Annotated in this window: 20 protein-coding genes; 8 read left to right on the top strand and 12 right to left on the bottom strand. The window is 72.5% G+C overall.

The genetic code is table 11. The features are described from left to right. The 4 genes from ABT112_RS32140 to ABT112_RS32125 all read right to left on the bottom strand — a co-directional run. A partial coding sequence (locus ABT112_RS32140) for an excinuclease ABC subunit UvrA (RefSeq protein ID WP_351515329.1) occupies positions 1–2,463 on the bottom strand: 2,463 nt, incomplete at its 3' end. After that, positions 2,444–3,526, bottom strand: coding sequence for an LLM class flavin-dependent oxidoreductase (locus ABT112_RS32135; protein ID WP_351515328.1), 1,083 nt, complete (start codon positions 3,524–3,526; stop codon positions 2,444–2,446). The genes ABT112_RS32140 and ABT112_RS32135, both read right to left, overlap by 20 nt. A gap of 287 nt (positions 3,527–3,813) precedes the next feature. After that, the gene (locus ABT112_RS32130) at positions 3,814–5,481 is read right to left on the bottom strand and encodes an amidohydrolase (RefSeq protein ID WP_351515327.1); all 1,668 of its coding nucleotides are present in this window, start codon (positions 5,479–5,481) and stop codon (positions 3,814–3,816) included. Next, the gene (locus tag ABT112_RS32125) at positions 5,478–6,986 is read right to left on the bottom strand and encodes an APC family permease (protein WP_351515326.1); all 1,509 of its coding nucleotides are present in this window, start codon (positions 6,984–6,986) and stop codon (positions 5,478–5,480) included. Before ABT112_RS32125 ends, ABT112_RS32130 begins: the two co-directional genes overlap by 4 nt. A gap of 134 nt (positions 6,987–7,120) precedes the next feature. Here ABT112_RS32125 and ABT112_RS32120 point away from each other — a divergent pair, with 134 nt between their 5' ends. From ABT112_RS32120 to ABT112_RS32085, 8 genes are all read left to right on the top strand, one after another. Beyond that, positions 7,121–7,822, top strand: a complete 702-nt coding sequence (locus ABT112_RS32120) for a TetR/AcrR family transcriptional regulator C-terminal domain-containing protein (protein WP_351515325.1) — start codon at positions 7,121–7,123, stop codon at positions 7,820–7,822. A gap of 914 nt (positions 7,823–8,736) precedes the next feature. Next, a complete protein-coding gene (locus tag ABT112_RS32115) occupies positions 8,737–9,714 on the top strand; it encodes a LuxR C-terminal-related transcriptional regulator (RefSeq protein WP_351515324.1) in 978 nt (325 codons plus the stop codon). Positions 9,715–10,693: 979 nt separating this feature from the next. After that, positions 10,694–10,996 carry a hypothetical protein gene (locus tag ABT112_RS32110; RefSeq protein WP_351515323.1) on the top strand — a complete coding sequence of 101 codons (303 nt, stop codon included), beginning with the start codon at positions 10,694–10,696 and terminating at the stop codon, positions 10,994–10,996. Next, entirely contained in the window at positions 10,989–12,002 is a 1,014-nt protein-coding gene (gene argN / locus ABT112_RS32105; RefSeq protein WP_351515322.1) for a 2-ketoarginine methyltransferase ArgN, read from the top strand. Before ABT112_RS32110 ends, argN begins: the two co-directional genes overlap by 8 nt. Further along, positions 11,999–13,105: a 3-methylarginine biosynthesis aminotransferase ArgM gene (argM, locus tag ABT112_RS32100; RefSeq protein WP_351515321.1), complete on the top strand. Its 1,107-nt coding sequence runs from the start codon at positions 11,999–12,001 to the stop codon at positions 13,103–13,105. Before argN ends, argM begins: the two co-directional genes overlap by 4 nt. 287 nt (positions 13,106–13,392) lie before the next feature. Further along, entirely contained in the window at positions 13,393–14,028 is a 636-nt protein-coding gene (locus tag ABT112_RS32095) for a class I SAM-dependent methyltransferase (protein WP_351515320.1), read from the top strand. Between the two features lie 16 nt (positions 14,029–14,044). Continuing rightward, on the top strand, positions 14,045–14,239 hold the full coding sequence (locus ABT112_RS32090; protein ID WP_351515319.1) for a hypothetical protein: 195 nt from the start codon (positions 14,045–14,047) through the stop codon (positions 14,237–14,239). 214 nt (positions 14,240–14,453) lie between these two features. Further along, a complete protein-coding gene (locus ABT112_RS32085) occupies positions 14,454–16,334 on the top strand; it encodes a hypothetical protein (RefSeq protein ID WP_351515318.1) in 1,881 nt (626 codons plus the stop codon). An 89-nt stretch (positions 16,335–16,423) separates the two neighbouring features. Here the strand turns inward: ABT112_RS32085 and ABT112_RS32080 are convergent, their stop codons facing one another. From ABT112_RS32080 to ABT112_RS32045, 8 genes are all read right to left on the bottom strand, one after another. Beyond that, positions 16,424–17,371 carry an AMP-binding protein gene (locus tag ABT112_RS32080; RefSeq protein WP_351515317.1) on the bottom strand — a complete coding sequence of 316 codons (948 nt, stop codon included), beginning with the start codon at positions 17,369–17,371 and terminating at the stop codon, positions 16,424–16,426. Next, entirely contained in the window at positions 17,368–18,615 is a 1,248-nt protein-coding gene (locus ABT112_RS32075) for an ATP-grasp domain-containing protein (RefSeq protein ID WP_351515316.1), read from the bottom strand. Before ABT112_RS32075 ends, ABT112_RS32080 begins: the two co-directional genes overlap by 4 nt. A 253-nt stretch (positions 18,616–18,868) precedes the next feature. Further along, the gene (locus ABT112_RS32070; protein WP_351515315.1) at positions 18,869–20,116 is read right to left on the bottom strand and encodes an MFS transporter; all 1,248 of its coding nucleotides are present in this window, start codon (positions 20,114–20,116) and stop codon (positions 18,869–18,871) included. Between the two features lie 142 nt (positions 20,117–20,258). Beyond that, positions 20,259–21,422, bottom strand: a complete 1,164-nt coding sequence (locus ABT112_RS32065) for a DegT/DnrJ/EryC1/StrS family aminotransferase (protein WP_351515314.1) — start codon at positions 21,420–21,422, stop codon at positions 20,259–20,261. Between the two features lie 55 nt (positions 21,423–21,477). Then, positions 21,478–22,410 (bottom strand): CGA synthase-related protein, encoded by a 933-nt coding sequence (gene blsF, locus ABT112_RS32060; RefSeq protein WP_351515313.1) that lies wholly within the window; start codon positions 22,408–22,410, stop codon positions 21,478–21,480. A 3-nt stretch (positions 22,411–22,413) separates the two neighbouring features. Then, entirely contained in the window at positions 22,414–23,409 is a 996-nt protein-coding gene (gene blsE, locus ABT112_RS32055; RefSeq protein ID WP_351515312.1) for a cytosylglucuronate decarboxylase, read from the bottom strand. A 12-nt stretch (positions 23,410–23,421) separates the two neighbouring features. Beyond that, positions 23,422–24,627 (bottom strand): hydroxymethylcytosylglucuronate/cytosylglucuronate synthase, encoded by a 1,206-nt coding sequence (locus tag ABT112_RS32050; RefSeq protein ID WP_351515311.1) that lies wholly within the window; start codon positions 24,625–24,627, stop codon positions 23,422–23,424. Continuing rightward, positions 24,620–25,171, bottom strand: coding sequence for a hypothetical protein (locus ABT112_RS32045; RefSeq protein WP_351515310.1), 552 nt, complete (start codon positions 25,169–25,171; stop codon positions 24,620–24,622). The genes ABT112_RS32050 and ABT112_RS32045 overlap by 8 nt, the downstream gene beginning before the upstream one ends. Between the last annotated feature and the right edge of the window lie 456 nt (positions 25,172–25,627).

The following is a 25,627-nucleotide window of genomic DNA, read 5'->3' as shown; positions in this document are numbered from 1 at the left end:
CTTCATCGAACAGGGCGGCCACTCGCTGCTCGCACTGGCCGTCGTCGACGACCTGTACGAGGAGCTCGGGGTCGAGCTGCCCCTGGCGGAGTTCTCGATCACCCAGTCGGCGCCCGCCACCACACTCATCTCGTGCTCGACCACGACCACCGAGTGCCCGGCGTCCACCAGCCCGTGCAACTGCCGCATCAGCAGCTCCACATCCGCCGGATGCAGGCCCGTCGTCGGCTCGTCCAGCAGGTACACGGTGTGGCCGCGGCGGGTCCGCTGGAGTTCCGAGGCGAGCTTGATGCGCTGCGCCTCGCCGCCCGACAGTTCAGTGGCGGGCTGGCCGAGCCGCAGATAGCCCAGGCCCACCTCCTGGAGGGTGCGCAGGCTGCGGGCGGCGGGGCGGACGTCCTCGAAGAAGGCGACCGCGGTGTCCACGGTCATGTCCAGCACCTCGGCGATGGTCCGGTCCCGGTAACGGACCTGCAGCGTCTCCTCGTTGTACCGGGCGCCGTGACAGGTGGGGCACGGCGCGTACGTACCGGGCAGGAACAGCAGCTCCACGGCCACGAACCCTTCGCCCTGGCAGGTCTCGCACCGCCCGCCCGCGACGTTGAACGAGAACCGGCCGGCCGCGTAGCCGCGCGCCCGGGCGTCGTCGGTGGCCGCGAACACCTTGCGCACGGAGTCGAACAGGCCCGTGTAGGTGGCCAGGTTGGAGCGTGGGGTGCGGCCGATCGGCTTCTGGTCCACCTGCACCAGCCGGTCCACGGCCGCCACGCCTTCGGCCGTCACTCCGGCGCTCGCGTCCTCGCCGTCCGGCTCCGCGTCGCCGTCGTCCTCGCCGTCCGGAGCGGGCCGGGTGGGGCCGAGGTGGCGCTGGAGTACGGCGGCCAGGACCTGCCCGACCAGCGTCGACTTGCCCGAGCCGGACACCCCGGTGACCGCGGTGAAGACGCCCAGCGGCAGTTCGGCGTCCACGTTCCGCAGGTTGTGCCGGTCGATGCCGCGCAGCCGCAGCCGACCGGACGGTTCGCGCGGGGTCCGGCCCGCGGCCGGGTCCGGGCCGGTGGCGAACAGGAACCGGCGGGTGGCCGACTCCTCGACCTGGGCCAGCGCGTCCACCGGCCCGCTGTGCAGCACCCGGCCGCCGTGCTCGCCCGCGTGCGGACCGACGTCGACGATCCAGTCCGCCCGGCGCACCACCTCCATGTCGTGCTCGACGACGTAGACCGAGTTCCCGGCCTCCAACAGCCGCAGCAGCACCGTCAGCAGCGCCTCGGTGTCGGCCGGATGGAGTCCGGCGGACGGCTCGTCCAGCACGTACACGACGCCGAACAGGCCCGAGCGCAGCTGGGTGGCCAGCCGCAGCCGCTGGAGCTCGCCGGGGGAGAGGGTCGGCGTCGTGCGGTCCAGGCTCAGATAGCCGAGCCCCAGCTCGGTGATCACCCCGACCCGGGCGGCGAGGTCCGCGCAGAGCGTCTCGGCGACCCGGCGGCGCGGCTCGTCGGCCTCCTCCGCCCACCGGCCCTCGCCGACCGGCCGCAGCACCTCGGCGAGCGACGCCAGGGGCAGCGCGTTCAGCTCGGCGATGGTGTGCCCGGCGAAGGTGACGGCGAGGGACTCCGGCCGCAGCCGGCTGCCGTCGCAGTCCGGACAGCGCGAGCTCTCCAGGAAGCGTTCGGCCCGCGCCCGCAGGGTGGCGCTCCGGGAGTCGGCGAAGGTGTGCATCACATGGCGCCGGGCGCCGACGTACGTCCCCTGGTAGGGCCGCTGGATGCGCCCGGCCTCCCGCACCGGATGCACCGTCACCACCGGCTGCTCGTCGGTGAACAGGATCCAGTCCCGGTCCTGCTGCGGCAGCTCCCGCCAGGGCCGGTCGATGTCGTACCCCAGCGTCCGGAGCACATCGCGCAGGTTCTTGCCGTGCCACGCCCCGGGCCAGGCGGCGATCGCACCGTCCCGGATGCTCAGCGACGGGTCCGGGACGAGCAGTTCCTCCGTCGTCCGGTGCACGGTGCCCAGGCCGTGGCAGGCCGGGCAGGCGCCGGCCGCGGTGTTGGGGGAGAACGCGTCGGAGTCCAGCCGCTCCGCCCCCGGCGGGTAGCTGCCGGCCCGGGAGAACAGCATCCGCAGCGTGTTGGAGAGCGTCGTCACCGTGCCGACGTACGACCGCGAGGTGGGCGCCCCGCGCCGCTGCTCCAGGGCGACCGCAGGCGGCAGCCCCAGGATGTCGTCCACCGCGGGCGCCCCCACCTGGTGGATCAGCCGGCGGGCGTACGGGGCGACGGACTCGAAGTAGCGCCGCTGCGCCTCCGCGTAGATCGTGCCGAAGGCCAGCGAGGACTTGCCGGAGCCGGAGACCCCCGTGAAGACGGCCAGCACATCCCGGGGGATGTCCACGTCGACCCGGCGCAGATTGTGCTCACGGGCGCCGCGTACACGGACGAACGGGTCATGGGCCGGGGTGCTCATCGGTCTCCGCAGGGGCTCGGGGAGGGGCGGTGGCCGGCCGTCCGGTACCGGCTCCGCCGGGCAGCCCCACGACGCGGGCCAGCCGCCGGTACGAGTCCAGCTCCCGCCGACGGTCGTAGGTGCTCGTCGTCACCAGCATCTCATCGGCCGCGCTGCGGGCCAGCAGCTTCTCCAGCGCCTCGGCCACGTCGGGCCCGGTGCCGTGCAGATGGCCGTGGAGCGCCTCCTCGAACAGTGTGCGCTCGCGGGTGCTCATCCGCAGGTCCAGGATCTCCTCCGGAGGCCGCAGTGGCGGGAACTCCCCGTGGGTGCGCGACCAGGCGGCCGACCACGCCTCCGGCAGCAGCAGCCGCCACGCCTCCTCGGCGGTCCCGGCGACGGCGACCGTGCCGGACAGCACCACATACGGCTCCGCCGACCGGGCCGAGGGCCGGAACCGCTCCCGGTAGCGGTCGATCGTCCGCAGCATCGCGTCCTCGCCCCGCACGGCCGCGATGACCAGCGGCAGCCCGAACGCCGCCGCGTGATCGGCCCCGGCGCCGGTCGCCAGGACGAAGGCCGGCACCCGCAGCCCCTCGGCCGGCCGGGCGTGCACCTGCGGATGCGCGGTCTGCTCCCCGGTGAAGTAGCCGAGCAGCTCCGCCAGCCGGGCCGGGAAGTCCTCGGCGTCCTCCCTGCCCCGGCCGAGCGCCCGGCGGATCCCGTCGGTGAACCCGACCGACCGGCCGAGGCCCATGTCGATCCGGCCGGGGAAGAGCGACTCCAGGACGCCGAACTGCTCGGCGACGACGAGCGGCTGGTGGTTGGGCAGCATGACCCCGCCGGTGCCGACCCGGATACGGGAGGTGGCCGCGGCGACGGCCGCCGCCAGCACGGTCGGCGCCGAACCCGCCACCCCGGGCACGCTGTGGTGCTCCGACACCCAGAACCGGTGGTAGCCCAGGGCCTCGGCCTGCTGCGCGAACCGCACGGTGTCGCGCAGCGCCTGTTCGGGCGCCTGCCCCTGGCGGGTGCGGGAGCGGTCCAGTACGGAGAACCGGGTGGTGGCGAGTGCGGAGGTCACCTCTGCGTCAACGCCCCGGGGCCGTGAGGATTCCCGGGGCGTGGACGGCGGCGCCGCGCGCGGGCGGTGTGAGCACCGGAAGGAGGCGGGGGCGGCGGCACGAGGGCCGGAGCGGGCCGCGGTCGGCAGCGGGCCCCGGATGAAAACGGCCCGTCCGCGGGTCCGCCGCGGCCGGCCGCCGGGCACCCGACCGGCCGCGCCGTCGCGCAACCGGACCGCCGTCGCCCAACCGCACTGCCGCCGCGGACCGCCGGCACGGGCCCCCACAGGCCCGCGCCGGCGGTCGGTCACTCCGCGACGTGCACCGCGGCCCCGCCCACGTACGTCCGCACGCACCGGATGCCGTGCAGCTCCCGCGGGTCCACCTCGAACGGGTCGCGGTCCAGGACCGCGATGTCCGCGAGCCGCCCGGGGGCGAGGACACCGGCCTCGTCCTGGTGGTTCACCCAGGCCGACCCCGCCGTGTACGCGGCGAGCGCGTCGGTGAGGGCGAGGCGTTGGTGCGGCAGGAACGGCGGACGGAGCACGGGCTCCCCCAGCTCCTCCGGCCAGATCTGACGGTTCACGGCGACGTGGATGCCGTGCATCGGGTCGGGGCTGGAGACGAACCAGTCGCTGCCCGCCGCGAGCATCGCGCCCGCCGCGTGGAGCGCGCCGAACGGGTACTGGAGGGCGCCGCGCTCGGCGCCGAGGAAGGGCAGCGTGAGGTCGTCCATGGCGGGCTCGTGGGCGGCCCACAGCGGCTGGATGTTGGCGGTGGCGCGCAGGGTGCGGAAGCGCGGGATGTCGTCGGGGTGGACGACCTGGAGGTGCGCGAGGTGGTGCCGGTTGCCGGTGTGGCCGTTGGCGGCGACGGCGGCTTCCAGCGAGTCCAGGGCCTCGCGGACCGCGCGGTCGCCGAGGGCGTGGAAGTGCATCTGGAAGCCTTCGGCGTCCAGCCGGACCGCGGCCTCGCGCAGCAGGGCCGGGTCGACCATGGACAGCCCGCGGTTGTCGCCGGGGCAGCCGCACGAGTCCAGGTAGGGCTCCAGCAGGGCGGCGGAGAAGTTCTCCACCACGCCGTCCTGCATGATCTTCACGGTGCCCGCGGTGAACCGCCGCCCGCCCTGCGCGGCCGCCCTCGCCCGCCGCGCGATCAGCGACTCGATCTGCTCCAGGCCCGCCTCCCGGTCCCACCAGAGGGCGGCGCGGACGCGGGCGGTGAGCGAACCGTCGGCGTCGGCGGCCAGGTAGGTGTCGAGCGGGTCGGGGTAGCCGCCGTACGCGCCGACCAGGGCGTCCTGCCAGCCGGTGATGCCCAGGGAGTGCAGGAGCGTCTGTGCGGCGAGGAGTCCGGCGCGGGCCCTTTCGGGGGTGACCGGCGGGGTGCGGTCGCCGACCAGGCCCATGGCGCCCTCGTGCAGCACACCGGTCGGCTCGCCGTCCGCGTCGCGTTCGATCCGGCCGTCGGCCGGGTCCGGGGTGTCGCGGTCGATGCCGGCCAGGGCGAGCGCGCGGGCGTTGGCCCAGGCGGAGTGCCCGTCGCGCACCGGGAAGTACGCGGGCCGGTCCGGCACCACCTCGTCCAGCACGCCGCGCGGCGGGAGCCCGCCCGGGAACGCGTCGAACGACCAGCCGCTGCCGACGATCCACTCCTCCTCCGGGTGCGCCTCCGCGTACCCGCGGATGGTCCTGCGGTACGCGTCCACGTCCCGCCCGTCGGACAGGTCGCAGCCGAGCATCCCGAGGCCCGCGATCACCGGGTGCACATGCGCGTCGGTGAACCCGGGAAGCGCGAACCGCCCCTCCAGGTCGACGACTTCGGTACGGGGCCCGGCCAGCTCGCGGATCTCCCGGTCGCTGCCGACCGCGGTGATGCGGTCGCCGGTGACCGCGAGCGCCGAGGCGCGGTCGCGGGCCGGTCCGGCGGTCCAGACGGTGCCGTTGAGGAGGACGAGATCGGGGGCGGTGCTCATGCGGAGACTCCAGGAGTGGTGGACGTGGACGGGGATTGGGACGCGGATGCCGGTGCGGGGGCGGGCGCGAGCGGGGGCGCCGGCCGGGTGAAGTAGGCGGCCTTGCGGCGGTAGCGGGTCCAGAGAGCGGCCGGGACGCCGAGGAGGACGGTGCCGAGCGGCAGGGCCGTGAGGAAGCGCCCGTTCTCCGGGTCGACGGCCAGGTGGTCGACGGACGTCCACTGCTGGTACGCGACCAGGCCGCCGAGGAGGAGCAGCGCCGTCCCGCCGAGCGCGGGCAGCACGCCCACGACGAGGATGTCGCGGAGGCGCCCGCCGCGCAGCTCGTGCCGGAAGGTGACCATGCAGGCCCAGCCCCCGATGCCGTACAGCAACGACACCAGGATGCCGACCGAGTTGACGACGGCCAGGACGACGTCGGAGAGCTTGCCGATGGCGAGCCCGGCCACGGAGAGGGCGACGGCGAGTCCCGCGGTGCGCAGGGTGGAGGTGACCGGGGTCCGGCGGGTCGGGTGCAGCCGGGCCCAGCTGGGGCCGAGCACCCCGTCGCGGCCCATCGCCAGGGTGAGCCGGGCCCCGGTGATCACCGAGGACTGCATGCAGGCGACGGTGGCGGCGAGCATCGCGGCGGCCGCGGCGATGGCACCGCCGGTTCCGTAGAAGGTGCGGGAGAGTTCGGTGATCCCGGCGAGCGGGTCGGCGAGCCGGCCGGGGGTGAGCGCGTGCAGGAAGCCGGCCGCGCCGACCAGGAACAGCACCAGGGTGACCACGATCGCGATCAGGCCCGCCCGGCCCGAGGACCGCGCCTCGGCGTTCTCCTCGACCACGCTGAAGGCGCTCTCCCAGCCCCAGAACATGTACGCGGCGAGCACCGTCGCGCTGAGCAGGGTGAGCGGGTCGGGGAAGGAGAACGGCGAGAACCAGGACGCCTGTACCGGGGCGGCGTCCCCGCGGACGAAGGCGGTGCCGACGACGGTGAGGACGACCACCGCGGACAGCCCGAGCAGCACCGACTGCACCACGGTCGCGTCCTGCACGTCGCGCACCGCGCCGATCACGATCAGGCCGGTCCACACCAGGCCGGTGAGGGTGATGGCGACCGTCGAATCCGTATGGAACAGCCCTGCCTCGTCGGCGAGTTGGAGGGTGAACCGGCCGGTCAGCTGGCCCGCGTAGGAGAGGAACATGATGTTGGTGGCGACCGTGGTCCAGCCGGCGAGATAGCCGGTCCACGGGCCGAGTGCGCGGCGCACCCAGATGTACGCGGTGCCGCAGTTGGGGTCACGGGCGGCGAGGTGGGCGTAGCCGCCGGACACCGCGAGGATCGGCAGCGCGGCCAGCAGGAACGCGGCGGGCAGCGATGTCCCGGCGACGGCGGCGAGGAAGCCGAGCCCGATGCCGAGGGAGACGGTGGGACTGATGTTGGCCAGCGCGATGATCACGCCGTGGTGGGTGCGGAGGGTTTTGTGGAACTCGTCGTGACGGGGGTCCTGGCTGTCGTCCATGCGCCGTCTCCTCGGTCCGGGGTGAGGGAAGGAAAACGTCCGCCGAGCGATTAAGTCAACAGTGTGGGAAAAATATTTTCCAGGCGGTGGCACGGGGTTGCCCGGGGGCGCCGTCGGCTGATCTCATCGGGTGCATGGCATCGGACGACACGGCGGCGCGCGGCAGGGGGCGGCCGCCCAAGGTGCTGCTCGACGCCCCGATCATCGTGGACGCGGCCCTGGCCCTCTGCGACGAACACGGCGCCGAGGCGCTGACCGTGCGGAAGCTGGCGGCCCGGCTCGGCGTGGACCCGTCGGCCCTGTACCGGCACGTCGCGGACAAGGACGAGCTGCATCTGCTCCTCGCCGACCGGCTCTTCGCGGAGGTCCTGGAGTCCTTCGAACCGACCCCCGGCGACTGGCGGGCGACCCTGCGCGACCTGGCGTTCGGCAGCCGTGAGACGGCCCTGCGGCATCCGGCCGCCGCGGTCGTCGCCACCTACCGGACCACGCGGCGGCCCGCGGAGATGCGGATCGTCGAGCACATCCTGACCGCCTTCGCCGAAGCCGGCTGCGACCCCGAGCAGTCCGCCCTGCTGCACCGTGTCTACGGGGACTTCACCCTCGCCTGGTCCGGTATGGACGCCGCCTTCGCGACCCTCGACCCGGCGGCACAGGCGGGCGACGAGGCCGCCTGGACCCGTGACTACGTGGCGGTCGACCCGTCCCGCCATCCGGCGATCGCGCGCACCTCGGCCCATATGGCGACGATGACGGGCGAGCGGGTGTTCCGGGCGGCACTGGAGGTGCTGCTGGACGGGCTGGAGGCGCGGATCGGGCGGACCGGGCAGGGTTGATCGGGCGGGGCTGATCGGGCAGGGCGGACCGGGCAGGGCGGACCGGCCGGCCGGAGCGGTCGGCCCGGCTGACGAAGGGCGCCGGGGAGTTCCTCCGGCATGGGCGCACGCACCTTCGGCGCCTGCGCTTCGGCCTCTTGTGTCTTCGGCGCCTGCCCGTGTGCCCATGACGGCCGGGCCCGTCGCCGTAGTGGCGTCGACGCATTCCCGCCCTGCTGCTCGAGGAATCTGCCGTGACGCGCCCCTGAAGCGGCCCCTCGGCCGCGCCCGAAAGGTGTCCCGACCCGGCGGATGCCCGGCGGGATCTCGCGGCCCCACCGCTCCTCCATTCCATCCGAGCATTCGAGGCCGGCGAGTTTTCGCAGGTCACAGACGGTGGGATCGTTCGAGTGTCCCCGATGGGCCGACAGATCTGGCCAGGGGGACGAAGCTCGGAGCAAGCTTCGGTCATCCCCGAACGCCGCCGACGGACACCGGCCGGATGGCGTTTCGGGCCATGCACCTGTGACGAATCGGATCAGCCATGTCTGCCTTCATCGGGCGTAGCCGCCTGCTCGCGGCCACCACGGTCGTCGACCTCGCCGCACACGACGCGCAGTTCACCCGGGCGGCACACCCGTCGATCGTGTTACCGCTCCGGCGGTCTCCCGCCGGCTCACGGCCGCGAGCCGCCGGACCGCGGCCCGGTTCGTCACGCCCCCGCAGCGCCGCCGAAGGGCTCCGCGCCGCCACCGCACCCTCGGGATGCGGGCGGGCGGACACGCCGTCACCATGGCCGATTCCCTCCCCGAGGGCGCCCGGGCGGCACTCGGCAAGATCCGCCGCGGAGCCAGGGCTCACTAATATGACCCGAACGGGGCACCGCGAAGGGGCGACGTATGTGCGGAAGTGACTGCGCAATAGGTGAAGCAGGGATGACAGGACTCTGTGAACGAGGGCTGAAGGCCTACGAGTCCGCGATCAACGAGGGGGGCGTCTCCGGGGGCGTCCCCGAGTGCGTCCTCGGGCTGGGTCTGCTGCGCCCCGACCCGGAACAGGCCGGCAGGTTTCTCGCGGTCTCCCCGGATGTCGCCTACGCGAACACGGCGCGGCCCATCGAACGCACCATTCAGAGCCATCAGAACGCGTTAGCTGATGTCCTGCTGGCCATCGACGGGATTCGCCACATCCACAGCAAGGCCCACCGGCAGCGGGTGGCCCCGGTGGAGCTGCTGGACGATCCTGCCCTGATCGCTGCCGCGCTGGAGCGGGCCGTCCAGTCGTGCCAGGAGGAGCTGATCACCGCGCAGCCCGGCGGCGGCCGGTCTCCCCAACTGCTCAGGCAGGCACTGGAACGGGATCTGGAGCTCAATGAACGGGGCGTCGTGCAGCGGACGCTGTACCAGCACACCGTGCGGACGCACGGCCCCACGATGGCCTACATCGAGCGGGTGACGGAAGTGGGGGCGCAGGTCAGAACGCTGGACGAGGTGTTCGACCGGGTCATCATCTGCGACCGGAGAATCGCGTTCATCCCGGGCGAGGGCGACCGCAGCGCGTCGGCGCTCACCGTGCGGCACCCCGGGCTGGTCAACTACCTGGCCACGATGTTCGAGTACATGTGGGCGCGTGCCCGGTCCGTCGACCCGAGGACCGTGACCCAGCGGTCGCCGCTCATCAGCAACGAGATCCGCAGCGCGGTGCTCCGGCTCATGGTGGACGGGTTCACGGACGAGGCCATCGCCAAGCGGCTGGGCATGAGCGTGCGCACGGTGGCCACCCACATCAAGAAGACCTCGGACGCGCTGGGCAGCCGCAGCCGGCCCCAACTGGCCTATCTCATCGGCACCACCGGTCTGCTCTCCGGCCCGGGCAACTCACTGTCCGGCGCCGAGGAGCGGGAGGACGCGTGACCGTGTAGGGGCCCGGGCCCGTCGAGGGCCCGGGCCCCGCGGCCGCATGCGGTCCGCCTCCGCTCCGCGGTCCGCGTTCACCCCGCGGTCCGCGTTCACGCGCCGCTTTCCGTTTCCGGGGCCGCGTCCGTACCCCGCTTCTCGCCCGGGGCCGCGTCCCCGCCCGCTCTCCGCGCACCGTCCCCCAGTCCGCGTCCCCTCCCGGGCCTGCACCAACCGGCCTTCGCTGCGCGGGGATTCGGCCGTCACGGCGCCGGAGCGGGTGCGGGCGAAGCCGGGAGAAGTGACGCTCCTGGGCATGTACGACCTGCCCCGACCCGGGACGGACCCCGCACTCCTGTCCGTTATGTTCCACTTGCATTGATTGGGTCACCTCTTGTCGGCCCTTCATGATTCGGCAATGCAAGTCCTCGCCATTTCCACTTCGGGTCATGAGCGGGGCCGTCCGGATATCGTCAACGACGCGACATCGAACGAGAAAAAGAAATGTGGGATCTCATGCGCAACCTTTTCGCAGTGGCTTGCATCTTCCTTCTGGCGATAGTTGGCCTGTCGACGCAGAACCTGCACCCGGAGAATTCTTCGGCGGTCCGGGCCGCGGGCAACCAGTCGGACGACTCCGCCTGGGGCTGAGAGCCGCCGACCGGTGAGCCGCCCGACGCAAGGAGAGACGGCCCACCGGTTCGAAGCAGGCCTCGTGAGTGGTTCCGAGGCCCCGGCGGGCGGCGGTACGCCGACGTTCGTACCGGCGGGCGGAGCATGCCGGCAGCGCCCCGGATCACCGGTCCGGAACCCCTGGCGCGGCGCCGCGGCGGAGTCCGCTCACCCCTGGACCCGCCCGCCCGGACCCTCCGACACCATCACCGCCCCCGTCGTCCATGCGCGGGCGAGGCCGGTGGCCGGAAGGCAGGAACGCTCCTGGAGGAGAGCTTCACAGCAACAGGAACAGCCATCCCGACGGGGCGAACAAGGAGGACTGATGCCGACCATAGAGTTCTTCGGCTCATCACGCGAGGAACGGGACGCGCTGGAGCAGCGGGTGCGCGGACTCCTGGCGGGAGAGACGTTCCGCGAGGATTGCGTTTTCGTCACCGCGGCGGATTCCCGCGTCCTCGACTGGCAGGGCCACAGCCGCCCGTTCATCCGCGTCAGCACACGGTCCGAGGCGCGCGCCGACCGCTTTCGGAAACTGCTGCATCACACCTGCGATCTCGAAATCGTCCGTATCGACTTCCGGCCCAAGGCCGATGGTTCACCAGATGAGGGGCAGCACAATGGATGAGGGATTCGAGCTCCGGCTCATCGAGGCACTGCAGCCCGTCCGTGGCTTCGCGCTGGCGCAGGGCCTCTACCACCTGTTCGACAGCGGGCTGTACGACCGCATCGCGGAGGGCCCGCAGGCGGTACCCGAACTGGCCGCGTCCCTGGAACTCGACGCGTCGCGCACCGCCGGATTCCTGCGGTACCTCGCCAACGAGAACTACGTGGCGCTGAGCGGCGACACCGTGACCCTCACGGAGCACGGGCGCGCCCTCGGGCCGTACCGCCCGTGGTACGAGCTGCTCATCGGCGGCTATGCGCAGACGTTCCAGCAGATCACCGACGTCCTGCGGGGCAAGGGCTACGCGTCCCGCGACGGCCGGCTCGTGGGCATCGGCAGCTGCGGAATGAGCGCCTACGACGCGCTGCCGCTCGTCCGTGAGCTGATGTCCGACCTGCCGGCCGCGCCGGCCGCCGTCGTGGACCTCGGCTGCGGCGACGGCACCTTCCTCACCGGCCTGATCGGCGACTCCGGCACCGTCACCGGCATCGGGGTCGACCCGTTCGCCCCGGAGGAGCGGGGAACCGACGGGCTGCGCTTCGTCCGCTCCGGCGCCACCGACTACGTCCGCGACACGGTCGCCCCGGACGCGGAGCCGGACTCCTCGCGGCTCTGCCTCGCCGCGTTCCTGCTCCAGGAGATCCTGGAGCAGGAGGGCCGGGGCGCGGTGGTGGAACTGGTCCGCGCGGCCCTCCGGCACTCCGGTCACCTCGCCATCGTCGAGGTGGACCACCGCCCCGCCGACCCGCAGGTCATGCGGCACGGCCTCGGTCTGGCCTACTACAACCCGTACTTCCTCCTGCACGTCCTCACCGAACAGAAGCTGGAGACCGACCGGTTCTGGCAGGACCTGTTCGAGGAGGCCGGCGCCGCGGTGGTCTCCCGGCGGGTGGCCGACCCGTCCGTGGACTCCACCGGCCTGGAGATCGGCTATCTGCTGACCCGGCGGGAAGGTGCCGCGCAGTGAGCCTGACGCCGCTGGGGCAGCGCCTGGCGACGGTCGCGGCCTCGCCGGAGGAACCCTGGGAGATCCTGGCCGAGAACGTGCCCGTCTGGCCCGACCCGCCCGCCCTGCAGACGGTCGGCTGGGAACTGGACGCCCAGTACGCCCCGAGCCAGGGCACGGACGAGCTGCTGGAGGCGCTGCGCCTGCGGCAGCGGGAACAGGGCGTCGACGTCGGAGCCGAGTCGCTCCTCGTGACCAACGGCGCCTTCGACGGCCTCGGACTGATCGCCCGTCACCTCTCCGGGAACGGCGTGCGGCGCGCGGTGTGCGGCGGCCCCGTCCTGCTGAGCGTCGCCGACCTGCTCGGGTCCGTCGGGCTCGACCTCCAGGTGCTGGACTGGCCCGCCCTCGTCGGGGAGCGCTCCTGGACCGCCCTCGGCCCCGGAGACCTGCTCTACGTCAACTCCCCGCACAACCCGACCGGTGTCTGTCTGGACGAGGCGACGGCCCGCGACCTGATCGCCGCCCAGCGGGAGCGCGGCTTCACGCTCGTCCTCGACCTGGCCTACGACTCCTTCGTCCAGGACCCCGCGGCCTGCGCCGCGCCGCTGGCACTGGTCGAGGACTGGCGCGGCGTCTACGGCCTGAACAGCTTCTCGAAGAACTACGGCGCCCCCGGGCTGCGGGTCGGCTGGATCACCGCCGAACCGCAGGTGGTCTCCTCGCTCACCGCGCGCATGGAGTGGGAGCGCATCGCCGTGTCGACACGGGCCCAGAACCAGGCCGCCCAGCTGTGCAAACTGGGCAACCAGTCGCTGACGGAGCGGGTGCGGACCGGTCACCGGCTGGTGCTCGACTGGGCGCGGGCGCACGGCATGCGGGTCTCCGCCCCGCAGGGCGGCACGCATGTGTGGGTGGACCCCGGGGTGCCCGACGTGGAGGCGCTGGCGGACGTGCTGATGGCGGAGCACCGGCTCGTCGTCACCACCGGCGCCCACTACCACCCGGCGGACCCCCGCCACATCCGCGTGCCGACCGGTCTCGAACCCGCCGTCCTCACCCGGTCCCTGGAGACCATCGCCGCCGCCGGCGTGCGGCTGCGCCGTACCGCGACGGCCGGCTGACCGTCGCGGCCGGCCGGCAGGATTCCCCGGAGCGGGGCGCAACGGCGCCCCGCGAACGGGCTCCCGGCGGCCTTTGCCCGAATATGGGAACGCTGCATGTTCCCGCAATGCAGATGGCCCGGCCCGCCCGTTCCGGCCGCCCGCCCCGGCGCGCGGCTACGGTGAAGCAGAACCGGCCGATAGGTGCCCGGACCTGCATCGTGGCCTCATATGCGATTCCTTTCCCTGAATGCGCGCCGCATCCGTGCGTCATTCCCCGCAGTGATCCTCGACAGTAAGGACAGACCGTGAAGCATCCCGCCCAGCCCGCAGCACCGGACATCGCCGTCAAGGACTCCGACGGCGAGAAGACCCTGTACATCGACGGTTCGCAGGCCATGCAGGAGTGGGAAGCGCCGCTGATGCGCCGCTCGGCCGAGGTCCTGTGCCGCGACGGAGGCGTATTCCTCGAGTGCGGCCTCGGATTCGGCCTTTCCGCCGTGGCGATCGCGGAGCAGCCGAACGTGAAGAAGCACACCGTCGTCGAGGTCTACGACGAGGTGATCCAGGACTTCAAGAAGTCGGCCCCGAATCTCCCCGACAACCTGGAAATCGTCCACGCGGACTTCTTCGAGTACATCGAGTCGATCCCCACCGGGACCATCGACGGAATCATGCTCGACCCCTGGCTCCCCAAGGCGATGCGGGACGACGCGGAGTGGTGGGACACCCTGATGCGTGAGCAGATCACCCGCGTCCTCGCCCCCGGCGGCCACTTCATGTCGTTCTTCGTGACCGAGCCGAAGCTCGAACCGCGCTGGGAGCCGTACTTCGACGAGATCCTCATCGAGCGGCACGCCTACGACAGCTACTCGACCACCAGCTACCTGGAGGGCAGGCCGTCCGGCATCGCCTACCTCCAGCGCTTCACCAACCGTCACTGAATTCAAGGAGAGAGACATGTCGATCCACTTCACCGGGGTGGCGAGCGACGTCGAGGTCAACATCGGCGGCAAGGCCAAGTACCGGGTGCTCGCCGTCTCCTGGGACGACGAGAAGAACCTTCACCGGTACCTGATCATCGCCAAGGAGCGGCCGATCTGGGTGCCGGAGAGCGACGTCACGGCGTTCTTCCCGGCGCCGGTGACCGAGTAGCGGCCGGGACCGGAAGCCGGTCGGCCGGCCCGTTCTCCCACGGGCCGAGGTCGTGACGGGTGCGGCGGGGGCGGTGAGCACGACGCCCCCGCCGCATTCCTGTGTGCGACCGGCCCGCCCGCTCCTGCCGCACCCGCCCGCATGCTCCGGAAGCCCCCCTTTCCCAGAAGAACCCCTTTTCCGGAAGAGCTCCGACTCGACGAGGATGACCACCATGCCAAGTTCACCGACCGAGGTATCCACGACACTCTTCACACCCGTCGACGAGGAGGCCGCCTACGCCGAAGCCGTCGCGCGGTTCCTCGACTCACCGCGCCCGGACACCGTCCCGGTGTGGGTGGGCGGCCGCGCCGATCTGCTCTCCGCCGTGCGGCTGGCCGCCGGGCTCTACGACGGCATCGCCCGGCCGGAGCCGTACGCGCGGGGCGTGCTCCTGGGCGGCGACGAACTCCCGGCGGGGCTGCGGTCCTTGATGGCACCGCTGGCTCTCCAGTGGCTGGACGAGAAGGAGCTGAGCGGCGAGCTCTTGCAGAGCGCGCCCGGCGGACGGTCCCTGCTGGTCGTGGCGGCCTACCCGCGGCTGACCGCGGACCCGGTCCTGGAGATCGTGCGGCAGGCCGGGCCGGGCGAGGACCGGCGGGTGGCGTTCCTGACCGGCCGGGACGCCGCGTCACTGGCGTGGTTCACCGCCAAGCAGTTCTGCCGCCCCGATCCGGGCGTCGACGCCTCGGGCCTGTTCACCTCCACCGACCGTCCGGAGGCGCTCGGAGCGGTGGAGGTCTACGACGACCGCGCCCTGGAGCGCCGGGACATCGGCGCCGAGCTCCTCGGGAGGCGGTGGCGGCGGGTGCTGCTCCAGGGGCACGGGCGCGACGACTCGGTCAATCTCGCGGACTTCACCGTCTGCGGGCTCAACCCCGAAGCGCCCCGTCGGCCGGATCTGCTCGGGCCGCGCTGCGCCTACGGGCCCGACTGCTACAAGCCCAACGAGAAGCTGATCCCCCTGAACCGGGTCTCCGCCGTCGAGATCGTGCTGAGCTCGTGCAACAACGGTCCGTTCGCCGACGCCGTGGCCTACGACCCCAAGTACCAGCTGATGCTCAACGCGATCGACGGCGCGGCCCGGGACGTCGTGGCGGCGCCCACCGTGCACGACTCGGCCCGCCCCGAGAACACGGCCTGGATGAACGCGGTGGCGGCCGGTTCCCCCTCCGTGACCGGTCTCAACGCCGCGATCTCCGGCGCTCAGCCGGACCCCGCCTACTGGCACTTCGGCATGGCCGACGACCGGGGGAGCGAGCCCCGTCCCGTCCCGCAGGTCCCCGACCCGCTGGTGCTGTCCACGTCCGCCCGGCTGACCGCCTACCTCGCGGGCGGCCTGCTGCCGGAGCGGCACGCGCTGCGCCCCCGGCTCACCAAGTTCGCGGGCAAGGTGGAGCGCTGGGTCACCCGGCAGGCGACGGCCGCGGAGGGCGAGCCGGCCATCCTGCGGGCGCTCTCCGACGACCTCCAGTCCCTCGACCACGTGATCAGCCGGCAGATCGTGGAGAACCCGGAGACCGAATTCACCGACTGCCACGCCTACTTCGGCCTGCGCAGCACGGTCGCCCCGGAGTCCGTCTCCGAGGTGCGGTGTCCCTGCGGCCGGCCGGCCCGGCAGTTCGTGAAGCGCGCCCTGGTCCCCACGGCGCTGGACACGGTCTGCACCGTCTGCATCCGGTGCGGCGACATGGCGTACCGGACCGACGGCGCGCCCGAGGTGCGGGTCGAGGCAGCGGGCGAAGAGGTGCGGGCGGGGGAGACGCTGCACGCCCGTGTCCGGGTGCGGTCCGAACGCCGCGGGCCCGTGCGGATCGGCATGTTCGTCCCCCGCCACCTGCGCTCGGACTGCACCGTGACGCCGTCGGCGAGCAAGGTCCGGGCCACTGCCGGGCAGTGGCACGAGGCGGAGTTCTCGCTCGTCGTCGACGCCGGAGCGCACCCGCAGGCGTACTACTTCACGGCGTTCGCCGTTCAGGACCTCGGCCTGTCGGTGGCGCGCTGGGACTTCGGCGTCCTCCCGGCCGGCGGGCCCGCGGAGCGCCCGGGGACCTAACAGGCTCCGCCACGCCGGCTGGCGGAACGCCGAGCACCGTCCCGGAGGCCGGACCGGCTTCCGGGACGACGCATGCGTGCCCGCCCTCGTCAGGTCGCGGTCTGCACCACCCGGCAGGAGGTGGCCTCGGGCGCTCCGACCTGGACGAGGTGCCCGTCGAAGCCTCCGCCGATGAGCATCTGACAGATCTCCGGTGCCAGGTCCTCGCCTTCGACGACGAGGGCCCGTAAGGACGCGAAGCCCCCCGCTTCCGCGCGTACCCCTCGCCGCAGGGCCTCGGCCGGCAGTGCCAGTGCGGTGACGCCCCGCCGGCTCAGCTCCTCCCGCAGTCCCCGCTCCAGCAGACACGCCAGCGACGGCAGCACCACGAGGTGCGCCCCGTGGGCCAGCCCGACCCACAGGGACAACTCCACGGCGGACAGCGGCACATCGCCGAAGTATCCGAACCGCTCGCCCCGGAGGGCCGGGCTGTTCCGCTCGTCGGACCACGCGTCGACCTGGGCCAGGACGTCCGTGTGGTCCACGATCAGCGCCCGGCGGGGCGCCCCGGCCCGCGCCGCCGGAGCGACCACATGCGACGCCGTGGCCAGGCGCGGGTTGGGCGGCGCGTGGTGCGCGGCGGTGTCCGGGCCGGCCTCCGCGAGCGGTATGACGACCACGCGCGGACACTGCTGGGACGGCGGCGGGGGCGTGTCCGTCAGGCAGCGGGTCGCGCCGGCCATCCGCATCGCCGGCGCGCTAGGGCCGGCCGGATCACAGGTCTCCACCGTCACCAGGACGGCGCCCCGTTTGAGGATCCCCAGGACGGCCGCCCAGCTGCCGGGGGAGTGGGCCACGCACAGCGCGACCCGGTCGCCGGGCGACACGCCGTGCAGCCGGAGCAGCCCGGAGACCGCGTCGGAGAGCTCGTCCAGCTCCCGGTAGGTCAGCGCGCCGTCGGCATCGCTGACCGCGGGCTGCTCCGTGTGCTCCGCCACGGTCCGGGCGAACAGCTCCGGCAGGGTGGTGACGACGTCGGGGACCGTGGCCGTCGTCATGACGTCACGGGCTCCGTTTCGATGGTGAAGTGCTCCAGTACGTTCTGCATCCGCTGCTCGACCTCGGCCGCGGTGGCCCCCGCGACATGCGCGAATCCCGACGAGGCGTGGGAGGCGCGCGGCGGCGCGGCGATGTCCCCGACGGCCAGCTTCAGCTGCACGCCCAGCACCCCGGGCAGCCGGAGCAGTTCCTCCTCGGTGCTGAGGCTCACCACCCGTCCCGGTGTCACCGGCAGCAGCAGGTCGCCGACGGCCCGGTCCTCCGCGTAGGTGAGGTCCGGGGTCCGTCCGAGGTAGGTGTCGAGCGTCGCGCGGTGGATGTCGAAGCCGCGGGACAGGCCGTGGTTGGCCAGCACCTCGCAGCCGGTGATCCGTGCGGCGGCCTCGCCCACGCACAGCGTCCCGTCCTCCATCAGGAAGCACTCCGCGTGGAAGTAGCCGTGGTCGAGGCCGAAGCCGTCCACCAGCTCCTGGCACACCGACCGTACGTCCAGCGGAAGTTCCTCGCCCGGGGCGTAGGTGATGTTGGCGTTGATCGCCCCTTCCAGGACCTCCAGGATCGGCACCGGGTTCAGCGACAGGTAGGCGTCCACCACCTTGCCGCCGAAGACGAGCGCACACAGCTGGTACTCCGTGCCGCGGATGTACTCCTCGGCCATCCACCGGCGGTCGGGCGCCAGTTCCGGAACGCGTGCGAGCTCATCCGGGCCGTCGATCCGGTACGTCCCGATGCAGGCGAAGGAGTCCATGGGCTTGACGATGACCGGCCACCCCTGTTCCTCCGCGAACCGGCCCACCTCGGCGAGCGACTCGACCCTCCGGTACGCGGCGCACCGCAGCCCGAGCTCGGCGAAACGATCCTTCATCGCCGTCTTGTGCCGGACCCACTCCACCTGCTGCTGCGTGAGGTGCGGCAGCCCCACCAGCGCGGCGAACGGCTGGGCCACCTCCTGGTGCGGCTCCTGGGGGTTGCAGAAGTAGGTGGGCACGTGCTCCAGCGTGCCGACCCACTGCAGGTAGCGCTCCGCCTCCTCGGCGAGACGGTCGTCCTCGGCGAGGAACACCGGCAGATGCGCCGTACGGTCCAGGTACTCCTGCGGCAGGTCCTTGAGGGCCGAGGTGAAGCGCAGCAGCACGATGTGCACGTCGTCCCGGTCCAGCACGCTGCGGGCGAAGGTGGAGGGCCTGCCGTCCACCAGCAGCACTACCGGAAGCGCGGATGTCTCGGGGGCTGAGCTCGTCATGAGGGACTCCAGTTCATGGGCGGATGGGGATGCCGGCTCGGTGCCGGCCCGGCGTCGGCCCGGGGCGGGTGCGCCGGAGGCCGGTGGTGCGTCGACTCGGGTCACGCTGTGTCGGGTGCCGTCGTGGCGGGGCAGGCGGGACCGCCGCCCGTGCACCACGTTCCGTCTGTCGTCGGCCGGTGGGGCGGGCGCCACCGGGACCGAAGGGGAAATCCGGGAGGGGGACCGCGTCGTCAGCCCCGTGTGCGTCTCCTCATGTGTCCCGTTCCAGGGAGACCGGCTCCGCGGCCGCGGAGCCGGACGGCTCCTCCTCGGCCACCGCCGCCATCCGGCTGCGGACGACGCAGGCCAGCAGGGTCGCGCAACCGCCGCTCAGCACGCCCAGCACGAATCCGGCGTGCCAGTCGAAGCGGCCGATCAGCACCCCGGCCACCTGCGAGCCCACCGCGCCACCGCCGGTGGTGGCGGTCAGCACCCAGGTGAAGGCCTCGGACACGGTGCCCTGCAGCGCGGCCGAGCCGACCAGTTCGTACAGGACGGCGGTCAGCGGGGCGATCGAGGCGCCCTGGAACGCCATGGCCACCGCCATCGACCAGGTGTCCCAGGCGAGCAGCGGCCCCGCCGCGGCCAGGGTGAAGGCCGCACTGGCCACCGGCAGCTGATGGCCCTTCGACGTGGCGAAGGACCGGCTGCCGAACCACAGCCCGCCGATCGCCCCGCCGACGCCCGAGGCGCCGAGCAGGAACCCCACATCGCCGGCCGAGCCGTGCTCCTCGGCGAAGGCGGCCAGCGCCAGGTTGAGCACCCCGAGGGTCAGCGCGGACAGGGCGAGCAGCAGGAGCAGGATCAGCAGCGGCCGGGAGCGCAGGGCGCCCAGCAGATCGCGGCGCGCGACCGGCTCGGCCTTCCACTGCCGGGAGGCCTTCGTGGTCGCAAGGCCCAGGCCGCCGAGGCCGGACAGGACCCCGCCCACCATGGTGGCCGTTCCCGCGTCCCCCAGCGCCAGCAGCAGGCTGAGCAGCAGGGGCCCGCCGATGACGAACAGCTCGGCGAGAATGGACTCCAGCGAGTACGCGGTGGAGCGTTCGTCCCGGCTCAGCGGCAGGGTGCTCCACAGCGCCCTGATCACCTGGCTGACCGGGGGGATCGTCCCGCCGGCCAGGAAGGCCAGCACCAGCTCCACCGCTCTCGGCCCGGACGCCGCGTACACCGAACCCGCCAGAGCCAGCGGATGCACGATCGCGGTCAGCACGAGGACCGGCGGCTGGCCGTGCCGGTCGATGCGGCGCGCGATCACCGGGCCGAGCGCGGCCGTGCCCACGGTGTACGCGGCCAGCACCAGTCCGGCCGAGGCGTAGCCGAGCCCCGCGTCCAGAAGGTGGAGTGTCAGCGCGAGGCTCACGAGATACAGCGGCAGCCGGCCGATGACACCCCACAGCACAGGGCTCTGCACGAGGCGGTGGCGCAGCAGATCGGTGAACCGGGAAACGCCTGAGGACACGTCTCTTCCTTCGACGAGGCGGGGATGCGGTCGGGGAGCGCACGGCGGCAACGGCCCGCCTCCCGTGACCGGACGGTGCCGGAACGGGAGCTGCCCCGAAGGGGCATCGCGGGAAGCCGGCGAGGTCCGCGCTGCGGGAAAGCTACAACGCGGCCAGCACGGCTGCCACTTCCTTGGCCGCCTGGGCCTGGGCGCTCTCGTCCAGCTCCGGGGCCAACGGCAGGCAGAGCGTCCGCCCGAGCAGCCGGCGCGTGCTGCGGAAGCCGTCCCGGCTGATGGGGCGGTAGCGCTCCGATCCGTCGTCGAGGTTCCACGGGAACCCGTCGGCGTAGATCGACACCCGGTCCCGCACCACGGGGTGCTCCGGCAGGAAGTACTTGTCCAGGGTCCAGCACGGCAGGCCGCGGTCGGTGAGCTCGGTCAGCGCCCGGTCCCGCAGCTCGCGCGACTCCAGCTCGATCCGCACGCTCACCTTCACGTCCCCGTCGGTCCGTGTCACCTGGCGGATGTCCGGGCGGTCGGGCAGCGCCTCGGAGGCGAGCCGGTGATGCCGCTCCAGGCTCGCCAGGATGCCGTCGAGGTGCCGGAACTGCTGGAGCTGGACGGCGGCCACCGCCTCGTTGGCGCAGAAGTTCTCACCGTAGAACGCGCCGTCCCGCCAGGCCGGGTACTTGCCGTGCTCCCGGTCGGAGCCGTGGTCGTGGTACGAGCGCAGCAGCTCCCAGTCGTCGGGGTCCCGGACGACGACGAGTCCGCCCTCGCCCGACGTGAGCACCTTCGCGTGGTGGAAGCTGAAGGTGCCCGCGTACCCGACCGTGCCGGCGTGGCGGCCGTCGGCGTGCCGGCCGCCCATCGCCTGGGCGGTGTCCTCGATCAGGTAGGGAACGCCCTGGGGGAGCGGTCCGACCATGCCTTCCATGTGTGCGACGATCACCCGCTGCGCGTCCGCGGGCAGCAGCGACGCGTCCAGCGCGAACCGCTCGTCCACGTCCACCGGCACCGGCACGAGGCCGCAGGAGAGCACGGCGCCGGCGACGGCGACGAAGGTGACGGCCGGGATGAGCACCGGATCGCCGGCGGAGGGCCGGGTGCCCATGAGGGCCAGTCGCAGGGCCTCGGTCCCGTTGTGGACCGCCAGGGCCCTGGTGGCGCCCAGCCGCTCCTGGACCAGGTGCTCCAGCCGGTTGGACACACTGGGGCCCGAGGAGATGTACCGGAAGAGCGACTTGCCCTCGACGGCCTGCCGGAGCTCCGGCATCTCGCTCCAGTCGAGGTAGTTGGCCCCGTAGGGCAGGGTGCGCAGCAAGGTGACTCCAAGAGATCGGTGGGGGCGCCGCGTCGGGCAGGTGGCGGGCCCCGGTTCACATGGGGGCGAGCAGCAGCTGACGGACTCTGCGGGCGATGCGCTGTCCGCCCCGCCGGTCGTCGCCGGCCGCCTGCTGAGCGGTGTCGGCCCACTGCGCCAGCTCCTCCGGCGTCTCCAGGGCGCCGCGCAGCGCTCCCGCCTCGGCCGTCCGGTGGGCCGGGTCGCCGCTCAGCACGACCAGGGGCGCGCCGGCGGAGCCGAGCACGTCCGCGGCCTGCTGCTGGACGGTGCCGTACGGGGGCAGCACGGCCAGCGGGATCCGCGCCGTCTGCGCCAGTGTCACGCCCGTGAGGGACGGTGAGGCGACCAGCAGGGACGCGTCGGCCAGGGCCCGTTCGGCCGCCGGACCGTCGTCCGTGAACACCGTGGCGTCCGGCAGCAGCGCCGTCACCGCGTCGGCGAGCCGCGTGCTCCCCGGCCCGTACAGGTGCACGGCGAAGGCCGGGTGACCGGCGTCGTCAAGCGCCGCCCCGGCCGTGCGGAGAAGACGGGTGCAGTCCTCCGCTTCGACGGTGTCCGGCACGGCCAGCCGGATCAGCGCGCCACGACCGTGCCGGGCGCGGACCGCGCGGGGCGGTGCGACCGTCCCGGCCCGGTGCACGCCGCGTTCCGGCGCGTCCGGGAGCCAGCCGGGCCGGTGCAGACACCGGATCCGGGCGGAGGGCCAGCCCTTCGCGGGCGGAACGCCGGTACTGGACACGAAGACCACCGCAGTGCCCGCCCGTTCGGTGTGCTCCGCGCGGGCGGTGTCGTCACAGATGACCGCCACGTCGGCCCGGGTGTCCGGCGCCTCCGAGCCGTCCACCAGCTCGACTTCGGTCAGGTGGGCGCAGATCCAGCGGAGCACGGTCTGCGATTCGGGGTCGCCCGGCAGGGCGGCCGTCAGGACCTTCAGTCCCGTCCCCGCGGGCGTGAGCCGTGTCCCCATGGGTCAGTAGCTCCATTCCGGGACCGCGCCCATCCGGGCGAGATCGTCGCTGTAGCCGGCGGCGGTGGCCGAGCAGCCGTCGCACAGGGTGGGGCCGTTCACCTTGAACGCGTCGGCGTGCTCGCGGAACACCGGACTGTTCAGCTCCACCTTCCCGGAGCCCCCGCGCAGCGGGGCGCCACCGGGGCCGGCGTCGTCCTCGGAGTGCGGCAGGCAACTGCAGGAGAAGGCCCGGCCGTTCTTGCCGTCCAGATAGATGACGTCGTCGGTCACCAGACACAGCGGGCCGGAGGGACGGGGAGTGATCGACTCCTCGAAGTAGGCCTTCTGCTCCTCGGGGGTCTCGCCGTAGAACCGCTTGCCCAGCGGGACCAGCGTCGTCCCGGGGTCGGCCCGGTAGATGGGCTCGCACGCCTCCAGGACATGGGCGGGATCGGGATAGGTGATCTCCCGGCCGAGCTTGATGGCCGACAGCTCCCACTGCTGGACGCCCGCCTCGGTGAGCACCCGCTGGAGCTCGGGCATCTGGTCGTAGTTGTGCGGGCCCACCACGCTGTTGACCCGGGGCAGGATGCCCAGGTCCCGGGCCCGCTTCAGGCCCTCCAGGCCCGCGTCGAACATGCCGGGGGAGCGGCGGTACACATCGTGCGTCGCCCCGGAGGAACCGTCGAGGCTCAGGATCACCTGGGCGAGGCCGGCCTCCGCGAGCCGGTCCACGAAGCGCGGCAGGAACATGCCGTTGGTGATGAGGGACATTCTCATCCCGTGGTCGGCACCCATGCGCACGAGTTCCAGGACGTCGCGGTGCATCAGCGGCTCACCGCCGGTGAACCGCACATATCCCACCCCGGCCTCGACCGCCTCCGGCAGCAGCTCGGCGAAATCCTCGGGCGAGAACCGATAGGTGTCACGGGACAGCGCGTATTCACACATGAAGCAGTCGGCGTTGCACGCCTCAAGAATGCGAATGAACAGATACTTGTTCCGAGGGGTCTTCATGGTTCCCTACTTTCAGGCGACAGCGGCCGCGGCCCAGCGGGACAGAATTTCTTCCGCAACACGCTCGGCGCCGCCGAAGTCCTGGGCGATGCGAGCGAAGGACGGGGCGCCGTCCGCGAGCAGCGCGAGGCCTTTTTCGAGGTCGGTGGTGAGCTCACGGGTCACGATGTCGCGCAGGTGGTTCGCGCAGGCGGTGGCCAGGCGCGCACGGATGCGTTCCACCGCGTACTCCTCGCCCTCGCGGTGCCAGGCGTCGATGCTCGCGCGGGTGAGCACCTGGAGGGGCCAGGAGGTACGCAACTGCGCGGAGCAGGCGTGCTCCACCAGATCTCCGTTGAGCACCTGACTGAGGTTCTGAGGCGGCAGCAGCACCGCGCTCCGGCCGACCGCGGCGATCTCCAGGACGGTGGTCAGCCCCGGTGACGTCATGATCCGCCCGGCTCTGAGCAGCAGCTCGACGAACTCGTCGTGAGCACACCGCCGGACGTCCACGGTCATCGAGCCGGGCGAGGGCACCACGGTGTCCGGCGCCAGATTCCCGGTGATCACCACCCGCTCGACACCCACCGCCGACAGCGCCTCGAGCGCGGGCCCGAGCACCAGCCGCTGATAGGAGTCATCGGTACTTCCGGTGACCGGGGAGTGCAGCCCACCGAGGTTCAGCACGGCGAGCCCGGCGTCCCGGCCGGTGGCGGTGTTCTCCGCCCGGAGCGCCGCCCGGGACAGGCCGGCGGAGTCGGGCACGATCGGCGGAACCCAGGTCAGGTTCCGCACCCGGCCCAGTGCCGACTCGGCGGCGGGCGGCAGCGGCAGGGTGCGCTGGGCGCAGTAGAGCTCGACGTCCCCGGGCACGGGGTCGTGCTCGGTCCACAGGAACGGCAGGCTGTCCACGTAGATCACGGGGCAGCCGGCGCTCTGCAGAGCCGTGGCCAGCTCCGGGTCCAGGACCACCAGCGCCAGATCCGGCGCCAGTTCGGCGACCAGCGCGTCCACCGCGGCGGCGTCCGACGCGTCGACGGTCCGCCACCGCGCGATGCCGAGGCCGCCGAGGACCGGCCGCCCCAGCTCGGTGCCGATACCGGTGACCTCCAGCTCCGCCCGGGAACCGAGGGCCCGCAGCACGCTGGAGAGTTTGCCTGCGCTTCCCCACCCGAAGTTCACCCCGGAGGCCAGGATCCGCAGGGGGCGCGCACCTGCGCGCACCTGTGGGTCAGACATGGCCGATGGGTTGCTCGGCCGCCTCGTAGCCGTTCGGAAGCGAGGTCTTCGGGTAGCCGGCGACCGGCTCGGTCACCCGCGGACTCCTCGGCGAGGCGGCCGCCTTCTCCACGGTGGTCATGATGTCGGCCAGGCTCTCCTCGGTGAGCTCCTGCGGGAGGCGGCACCGTGTGGTGCTGGTGACCTCGCCGATCCCGGCCACCAGGGCGGGTGCGGAATCGCCCTCCTGGAGCAGGACGATCGGAACTCCCAGTGCGGACGCCCAGCCCATCTCGATCATCACGCCGGGAGACGGCGGATCCCCGACGATGACGCACATGACATCGGCGTTCGCCACGGCGAGGAAATCCGCCGGTGTACAGATCTCGGGTGCAAGCCAGGCTTTGCCCCACTGTTCATTCTGGTGCGCGTTGAATACCGCGTGTCCTCGGTCAATGAATGCCTGACGAAGCGTCTGCAGGTATTTCTTACGACCCGGGTCCAGTTCTCCGGTGGACCAATCCATCCACTGCGTGTAAGGAGCAGCGAGAAAGACATACGACATGTGCCTGACACCTCCGTCCTTTTCTGCCGCCGTTCGCGGATGATCAGGACATCCCGTCGCGCCGGTCGGGGACAAGAGGGGAATGCGGGCATGACTCTGCAGGGCACAACATGAAGGGGGGACGCATGCCCGGAATTACCCATGCAGCAGACGAATCGGACACGGTGTGGGGGCGAACGAGCGCTGAAAGCCTACGAGTTCGCGATCAGCCCCGCACCCGGCCCGTCGCTCCGGCCGGTCGCCAGCGCACCTGCGGCCGGGAACCGCCCTCCCGCTCGGGACCCGCCACAGGATTGGTGCGCTCACCTACGGGGACCGCGGTGCAGGCCACCGGTGGTAGCGGCCGAGGCCAGGGTACGAACCACCGGCGGGAGGGGGCGGGGCCGCAGGGGTGGGGGTTCCGGAAGCTTCCGTGTATTTGTGGCCCCCAGGGCCGTAAATATACGTTCCGGAACC

Origin of the sequence: Streptomyces sp. NPDC002055 (genome assembly GCF_040296705.1) — a bacterium.
Taxonomy (GTDB): Bacteria; Actinomycetota; Actinomycetes; order Streptomycetales; family Streptomycetaceae; genus Streptomyces.
Note: the sequence above shows the minus strand (reverse complement) of the source record. Positions and strands in the feature narration are given on the sequence as shown.

Bases quoted from the DNA above. Each gene is read 5' to 3' on its own strand.
- ABT112_RS32130 (WP_351515327.1), bottom strand. From the start codon at position 5,481: ATGAGCACCGCCCCCGATCTCGTCCTCCTCAACGGCACCGTCTGGACC.
- ABT112_RS32125 (WP_351515326.1), bottom strand. From the start codon at position 6,986: ATGGACGACAGCCAGGACCCCCGTCACGACGAGTTCCACAAAACCCTC.
- ABT112_RS32120 (WP_351515325.1), top strand. From the start codon at position 7,121: ATGGCATCGGACGACACGGCGGCGCGCGGCAGGGGGCGGCCGCCCAAG.
- ABT112_RS32115 (WP_351515324.1), top strand. From the start codon at position 8,737: ATGACAGGACTCTGTGAACGAGGGCTGAAGGCCTACGAGTCCGCGATC.
- ABT112_RS32110 (WP_351515323.1), top strand. From the start codon at position 10,694: ATGCCGACCATAGAGTTCTTCGGCTCATCACGCGAGGAACGGGACGCG.
- argN (WP_351515322.1), top strand. From the start codon at position 10,989: ATGGATGAGGGATTCGAGCTCCGGCTCATCGAGGCACTGCAGCCCGTC.
- ABT112_RS32090 (WP_351515319.1), top strand. From the start codon at position 14,045: ATGTCGATCCACTTCACCGGGGTGGCGAGCGACGTCGAGGTCAACATC.
- ABT112_RS32085 (WP_351515318.1), top strand. From the start codon at position 14,454: ATGCCAAGTTCACCGACCGAGGTATCCACGACACTCTTCACACCCGTC.
- ABT112_RS32080 (WP_351515317.1), bottom strand. From the start codon at position 17,371: ATGACGACGGCCACGGTCCCCGACGTCGTCACCACCCTGCCGGAGCTG.
- ABT112_RS32075 (WP_351515316.1), bottom strand. From the start codon at position 18,615: ATGACGAGCTCAGCCCCCGAGACATCCGCGCTTCCGGTAGTGCTGCTG.
- blsF (WP_351515313.1), bottom strand. From the start codon at position 22,410: ATGGGGACACGGCTCACGCCCGCGGGGACGGGACTGAAGGTCCTGACG.
- blsE (WP_351515312.1), bottom strand. From the start codon at position 23,409: ATGAAGACCCCTCGGAACAAGTATCTGTTCATTCGCATTCTTGAGGCG.
- ABT112_RS32050 (WP_351515311.1), bottom strand. From the start codon at position 24,627: ATGTCTGACCCACAGGTGCGCGCAGGTGCGCGCCCCCTGCGGATCCTG.
- ABT112_RS32045 (WP_351515310.1), bottom strand. From the start codon at position 25,171: ATGTCGTATGTCTTTCTCGCTGCTCCTTACACGCAGTGGATGGATTGG.